The sequence below is a fragment of the Pseudomonas sp. GM24 genome (assembly GCF_000282235.1).
Classification (GTDB): domain Bacteria; phylum Pseudomonadota; class Gammaproteobacteria; order Pseudomonadales; family Pseudomonadaceae; genus Aquipseudomonas.
Map to the genome: position 1 here is coordinate 97,062 of NZ_AKJR01000024.1, position 6,362 is coordinate 103,423.

General features: G+C 59.6%; 8 protein-coding genes. 2 read left to right on the top strand and 6 right to left on the bottom strand.

What is annotated here, in order from left to right:
• Nucleotides 1–68: 68 nt before the first annotated feature.
• Entirely contained in the window at nucleotides 69–431 is a 363-nt protein-coding gene (locus PMI23_RS04130) for a diacylglycerol kinase (protein ID WP_003222276.1), read from the top strand.
• On the opposite strand, the gene PMI23_RS04135 is transcribed toward PMI23_RS04130, so the two are convergent.
• Nucleotides 428–1,354, bottom strand: coding sequence for a LysR family transcriptional regulator (locus PMI23_RS04135; RefSeq protein ID WP_007908725.1), 927 nt, complete (start codon nucleotides 1,352–1,354; stop codon nucleotides 428–430). The two genes, PMI23_RS04130 and PMI23_RS04135, sit on opposite strands and share 4 nt — an antisense overlap.
• A 133-nt stretch (nucleotides 1,355–1,487) precedes the next feature.
• On the opposite strand from PMI23_RS04135, the gene fpr reads away from it, so the two are divergent.
• The gene (gene fpr / locus PMI23_RS04140) at nucleotides 1,488–2,267 is read left to right on the top strand and encodes a ferredoxin-NADP reductase (RefSeq protein WP_007908723.1); all 780 of its coding nucleotides are present in this window, start codon (nucleotides 1,488–1,490) and stop codon (nucleotides 2,265–2,267) included.
• Between the two features lie 164 nt (nucleotides 2,268–2,431).
• On the opposite strand, the gene tsaA is transcribed toward fpr, so the two are convergent.
• The 5 genes from tsaA to PMI23_RS04165 all read right to left on the bottom strand — a co-directional run bounded on the left by tsaA (nucleotide 2,432) and on the right by PMI23_RS04165 (nucleotide 6,130).
• Nucleotides 2,432–3,139, bottom strand: coding sequence for a tRNA (N6-threonylcarbamoyladenosine(37)-N6)-methyltransferase TrmO (gene tsaA, locus PMI23_RS04145; protein WP_007908721.1), 708 nt, complete (start codon nucleotides 3,137–3,139; stop codon nucleotides 2,432–2,434).
• Nucleotides 3,140–3,314: 175 nt separating this feature from the next.
• Entirely contained in the window at nucleotides 3,315–4,085 is a 771-nt protein-coding gene (locus PMI23_RS04150; RefSeq protein WP_007908720.1) for an SDR family oxidoreductase, read from the bottom strand.
• Between the two features lie 129 nt (nucleotides 4,086–4,214).
• Nucleotides 4,215–4,685: a DUF1456 family protein gene (locus PMI23_RS04155; RefSeq protein WP_007908719.1), complete on the bottom strand. Its 471-nt coding sequence runs from the start codon at nucleotides 4,683–4,685 to the stop codon at nucleotides 4,215–4,217.
• Nucleotides 4,686–4,757: 72 nt separating this feature from the next.
• Nucleotides 4,758–5,468, bottom strand: a complete 711-nt coding sequence (locus PMI23_RS04160; RefSeq protein ID WP_042704893.1) for an rRNA pseudouridine synthase — start codon at nucleotides 5,466–5,468, stop codon at nucleotides 4,758–4,760.
• Nucleotides 5,469–5,656: 188 nt separating this feature from the next.
• Nucleotides 5,657–6,130, bottom strand: coding sequence for a GNAT family N-acetyltransferase (locus PMI23_RS04165; RefSeq protein ID WP_007908717.1), 474 nt, complete (start codon nucleotides 6,128–6,130; stop codon nucleotides 5,657–5,659).
• Nucleotides 6,131–6,362: the final 232 nt, after the last annotated feature.

Here is a 6,362-nt window from a genome sequence, read left to right on the forward strand (position 1 = left end):
GCGTCTTCACGCTTTTTTGACTTTTGTTGCTCTAGCTTTCCCACTCCTTTTTGGTTGGTTTCTACTTTATGTCACCTTTCAAGGGCCAGACCGGCCTGAAACGCATCCTCAACGCCTCCGGTTACTCGCTGGACGGCCTGCGCGCAGCCTTCACCGGTGAAGCAGCCTTTCGCCAATTGGTACTGCTCAATGTGGTGCTGATTCCGCTGACGTTCTTCCTCAATGTCAGCCGCGTTGAGCAGGCACTGTTGATTGCCGTGTGCCTGCTGGCGCTGATCGTCGAGTTGCTGAATTCGGCTGTGGAAGCGGCCATCGACCGCATTTCGCTGGAGCTGCACCCGCTGTCGAAGAACGCCAAGGACATGGGCAGCGCCGCACAATTCGTGGCACTGAGCATGATTGCGCTGGTGTGGGCAGTGATTCTGCTTTAAGCGATTGTCGGCAAAACGATCTCGTCGCTGCGCTGCACCCCGGCGGTGAAAGCGCGGCACAGCTCGAGAAATTCGCGCATGGCCGAAGTCTGGTACTTCTGCTTGTGCCAGATGAAGTAAAACTGTCGGGCCAGATCCAGGTCCGGCGTCTCCACCGGCACCAAGCTGCCGCGTCGGAACGCGTCACGCAGCGCCAGCCGCGAGATGCAGCCAATCCCCAGTCCTGATTCCACCGCGCGTTTGATCGCTTCGGTGTGTTCCAGCTCCAGACGAATATTCAGCGCACTGCGATGGTGACGCATGGCCTGATCGAAGGTCAGCCGCGTGCCGGAACCCTGTTCGCGCAGAATCCATGCCTCGTGCGTCAGCTCCTCCATGGTCGCCGTACCGCGTTGGGCCAGTGGATGCTGCGGCGCGCAGAACACCACCAGCTCATCTTCAACCCAGCTCTGCACTTCGATATCCGGGTGGCTGCAATCGCCTTCGATTAGACCCAGATCAATTTCGTAATGGGCGACTTGCTGCACGATATTGGCAGTGTTCTGCACGTGCAGCTTCACCTGACTTTCCGGGTGGCGTTGCATGAAACTGCCGATCAGCAGCGTCGCCAGGTAATTGCCGATGGTCAGCGTTGCGCCCACCGACAGCGAGCCGAAACCGGATTTGCCGTTGAGCAGGTCTTCGATTTCCTTGGCCTGATCGAGCAGCGCCACCGCTTGTGGCAACAGCTGTTTGCCGAGGGCGTTGAGGCTCAGCCGTTTGCCGGCGCGGTCGAACAGCTGGCAGCTGGATTGGCGCTCGAGCTCGGTGATCGAGGTGCTCGCGGCCGACTGCGAGAGGTTGAGCAGACCCGCAGCACGGGATACGCTTTCCTGCTGGGCGACGGCGACGAAGACTTGCAGTTGACGGAGAGTAAATCGCATATCGATATAACCGATAACCCTTATCTTAATAATCCAGTTAACAGATATTGTCGTCGCTATTAGAATGCGATGCAATTGCGCACCGTCGCCTTCAAAAGCCAGCGCAGACCCAATCTCCAGGAGTCAAACGTACATGAGCAACATGAACCACGAGCGTGTCCTCAGTGTTCATCACTGGAACGACACTCTGTTCAGCTTCAAGTGCACCCGCGATCCGGGTCTGCGCTTCGAGAACGGTCAGTTCGTGATGATCGGCCTGCAACAGCCCAACGGCCGCCCGCTTATGCGCGCTTACTCGATCGCCAGTCCGAACTGGGAAGAGCATCTGGAGTTCTTCAGCATCAAGGTGCAGGACGGCCCGCTGACTTCGCAACTGCAGCACTTGAAGGAAGGCGACGAGATCATCATCTCGAAGAAGCCTACCGGCACCCTGGTGCTGGACGACCTGAACCCGGGCAAGCACCTGTATCTGCTGAGCACCGGCACTGGCCTGGCGCCGTTCATGAGCGTCATTCAGGACCCGGAAACCTACGAGCGCTTTGAGAAAGTGATCCTGGTCCACGGCGTGCGTTACGTCAACGAAGTCGCCTACCGCGAATTCATCACCGAGCACCTGCCACAGAACGAGTTCTTCGGCGAAGCGCTGCGTGACAAGCTGATCTACTACCCGACCGTGACCCGCGAGCCTTTCGAGAATCAGGGCCGTCTGACCGACCTGATGCGCAGCGGCAAGCTGTTCAGCGACATCGGCCTGCCTCCGATCAACCCGCAGGACGACCGCGCGATGATCTGCGGCAGCCCGAGCATGCTCGACGAGACCAGCGAAGTGCTCGACAGCTTCGGCCTGAAGATCTCGGCGCGGATGCGCGAGCCGGGTGATTACCTGATCGAGCGTGCGTTCGTCGAGAAGTAATCCCCACTGAAAAAGCCCCCATTGCCTTTGCAGGCAATGGGGGCTTTTTTATGCCCGAACATTTCCCTGTAGGAGCTGCGGCAGGCTGCGATCTTTTGATCTTGCTTTTGAAGAGCAAAATCAAAAGATCGCAGCCTGCGGCAGCTACTACATTGGGCGCGGTTTCAGACCATGGCGGGAATGACTTCGAGCACGCGGATCTGCTCCTGTGTCGGGTAATGCCAGCGCACGTCCAGATCCCAGAACTGTGCGCCATATTCACGCTCAGGCACCGGGGTTTGATAGGCCGGGCGCGGATCCTGCGCCAGGCACTGTTCAATCAGTTCAACCAAGGGTTCGCCAAGGCGCTGAGCGTGTGTGTGCGCCTGTTGCAGCGCGGAATCCGTCCACTGCACGTCAATCAGCTGTGGCGCAGCGCTGGCGATGCTGTTGGCAGCCTCGGGAATGATGTCGGCGTAAGGCACGTAGGGTTTGATGTCGAGAATCGGCGTGCCGTCGAGCAAGTCGATCCCGGAGATGAACAGCCGATGGGCTTCGACCTTGTCCAGTTTCACCACTGACTGACCGATGCCGTTCGGCCGGTGAGTCGCGCGGGTGGCGAACACGCCCATGGACTTGTTGCCGCCCAAGCGTGGAGGGCGGACTTTCAGGCGCGGTTTGTCTTCCAGTGCCTGATGAAACAGGAACAACAGCCACACATGGCTGACCTGTTCCAGACCTTGCACGGCGTCACCCTGATCGAACGGCGCCACCAGTTCCAGCACGCCACGGGCGGCGGGGGCCAGTTGTGGCTGGCGCGGGATGGCGAATTTCTCCTTGAAGCAGGAGCGCACGAAGCCGATGGGGGAGACGCTGTAAGTCATGGTTTGCATTCGAAGCGGGGCAGGGTGGGCATGATAACCCGACAGCCCTCAAGTCTGGTGGTGGTCGGGCGGCCGCCATCGCTGGCGAGCCGGCTCCCACAGGGTTCTCGAGTGGCTACATAATCCAAGTACACCACAAAAACCTGTGGGAGCTGGCTTGCCAGCGAAGGCCGCACCGCCGATCTCAGAGACTGAACCCGCCATCCAGCGGAATAATATTCCCGGTCATATAAGCCCCAGCTGTACTCGCCAGACTGATCGCCAGCGCCGCCATCTCTTCCTCCCGCCCCCAACGCTTCATCGGAATCAAAGCCGTATCCTCAGCCAGCGCCTTCTCATCATTACCAATATGCTGAGTCATCTTGCTCGGAAACCGCCCCGGTGCGATCACATTGACGTTGATGTGCTGGCTCACCAGCTCCCGCGCCAGAATCCGCGACAATTGATGCAGGGCGGCTTTACTCGGCCCGTAGGCATACGCCTGCTCACCAAACGAAGAAATCCCCGCCACCGAACCAATGTTGATAATCCGCGCCGGATTCGCCGCTGAGCCAGCCTTGCGCAACAGCGGCAGAAATTGCTGGATGCAACTGAACACCGACGTCACGTTGAGCTGCATGACCTTCTCCCAGCCCTTGACCGGATAGCTCTCCAGCGGCGCGCCCCAAGTAGTGCCAGCGTTGTTCACCAGAATATCCAAGTGGGTGATCTGCTCGCCCAGGCGCGCGGCCAATTCCTGTACGCCTTCTTCCGTCGCCAGATTCGCGGCGATGCCATGACATTTGCCCAGGGCACTGAGTTCTTCAGCCGTTTGATGGCAGGCTTCGGCATCGCGCGAGCAGACATAGACGCGGGCACCAGCCTCGACAAAGGCCTTGGCGATCATCTTGCCGATACCACGGGTGCCGCCGGTCACCAGAGCGGTGCGGCCTTGCAGGGAGAAATACGGGTGCATGGCGAGTCCTGAGGATTAGGGATCAGTACACCCTAGTCGTCAGCCGCACGAAGCGGAGCCATTATTTCTGGAGGGAATGAACGATCATGCGTTGCGGCGGCGACCATCAGTCGCCACCGCAGAAGGGGATCAGGCCGGGCGAACGCGCAGGGTCAGACCCTTGAGGAAGTTGCGCAGCAACTGGTCGCCGCACGGGCGATAGTTGGTGTGGCCAACCTTGCGGAACAGTGCGCTCAGCTCAGGCTTGGACACCGGGAACTCGGCAGCCTTGAGAATCGCGTGCATGTCGTCTTCTTTCAATTCGAAGGCCACGCGCAGTTTTTTCAGAATGATGTTGTTGGTCACCGGCACTTCGATCGGCTGCGGTGGACGGCTTTCGTCCTTGCCACGCTTGAAGATCACCAGACCGTCGAGGAAGTGCGCGATGACTTCGTCCGGGCAGCGCACGAAACCTTCTTCGTCTTCTTCTTTCTTGTCGAGCCAGGTCACCACGTCGGCGAGCGCGACTTCCATGCCGCCGAGTTTGATGATCTCGACAACCTTCTTGTCGCTGATGTCGAGCATGTAGCGCACGCTGCGCAATACGTCGTTATGAATCATGTGAGTCATCCTGATAAGCGTTGTGGGCAGCACGCGGGCGCGCTACCGGAATGTGTGGCGGCAGTGGAAGTCTTAGAACTTCTCTTTGCCGGACAGGTAGCGCCATTGGCCGACCGGGACTTTGCCGATCGAGACACCGCCGATACGGATGCGGCGGATGCCGATGACCTTCAGGCCGACCGCTTCGCAGAACTGGGCGATGATGCCGGGCTGCGGGTTTTTCATGGCGAAGCGCAGACGGTTTTCGTTCTGCCAGCTGGCCTTGACCGGCGGCAGCTCCTTGCCCTTGTGGGTCAGGCCGTGCTGCAAACGGTTGAGGCCGTGGGCGACCATGTCACCTTCGACCTCGACCACGTATTCCTGCTCGATCTTCGCGGCGTCGGCGGTGAGCTTGCGGAGGATTTTCCAGTCCTGAGTGAACACCAGCAGGCCGCTGGCCTTGGCTTGCAAGTCGGCGCTGGCGGTCAGGCGCAGGAAGTGCCCGCGCAACGGGCGCTTGCTGAAACGGTGCTCTTCGCTGAGGGTTTCGGCGCTGAGCGACTGCATGGCAGTCTCGACGTCCATACCGGCCGGCGCGTTGAGCAGGATGGTCACCGGCTCCGGTGCGGTGGCCTTGGCGTCCTTGTCGAGCTCGACCTTCTGGTCGCCGACCTTGAACTGCGGCTCGTCAATCACTTCGCCGTCCACGGTGACCCAGCCGCCCTCGATGAACAGCTCGGCCTCCCGGCGGGAGCAACCAACCAGTTCGATGAGGCGTTTGGAGAGGCGAATCGGGTCAGTCATGACAGGGCCGTAACAAAAAAGGGGTGGGCATTGTACCTGTGTGGCGCCGGTTAAGTCCGGTTCCATTTTCACGGTGTCCGTATTCCCTGTGGGAGCTGGCTTGCCAGCGATGGCATCACCTCGGTGCATCTGTCAGACCGAGGCGTCTGCATCGCTGGCAAGCCAGCTCCCACGGGGGCCATGGTGTGTCAGCCGTTACTGGAGCGCTGCTGGTTCTGACGCAACCGCATATGCAGCAACGGATACGGCTGGCCCATGCCATCCACCTCCGAGCGGCCGATCACTTCAAAACCCTGCTTGAAGTAGAAGCCCAATGCCTGTGGGTTCTGTTCGTTGACGTCGAGTTCATCAGCATTCAGGTGCTGCATCGCGTAGTTGAGCAGTTTCTTGCCCAAGCCCTGACCGCGATGATCGGGGTCGATGAACAGCATTTCGATCTTGCCCGCCGCAACACCGGCAAACCCGGTGATGCGCTGATTGGCGTCTTTGGTGCAGATCAGCATCACCGCATCCAGATAACGGGTGAGCACCAGGTTGCGCAGCAGCTCGATATAGCTGTCCGGGAGAAAATCATGGGTCGCGCGGACCGAGGCCTCCCAGACCTGGGTCAGTTCCTGGTAATCGCTGAGTTTCGGTGTGTGGATGACCGAATGGTGACGCATGCCCGTCTGCCTCATGTCCGTTTCAAGGGAGTCCGTCCCCCGCTAAACGATAGCCGTAAAAAAGCCCCGCATCTCGTAAAAAGAGCGGGGCTTTCCGTATTTATTGCGGTGTCTGGCTGGCTATTTCTGTCGCCAGCAAGATCTCTCCCCCTCACCCCAACCCTCTCCCCCAGAGGGGGCGAGGGGGAAGGGAGCTGATCTTGGTGCTGTGCAGTGGTCTAATTTCCCCGGA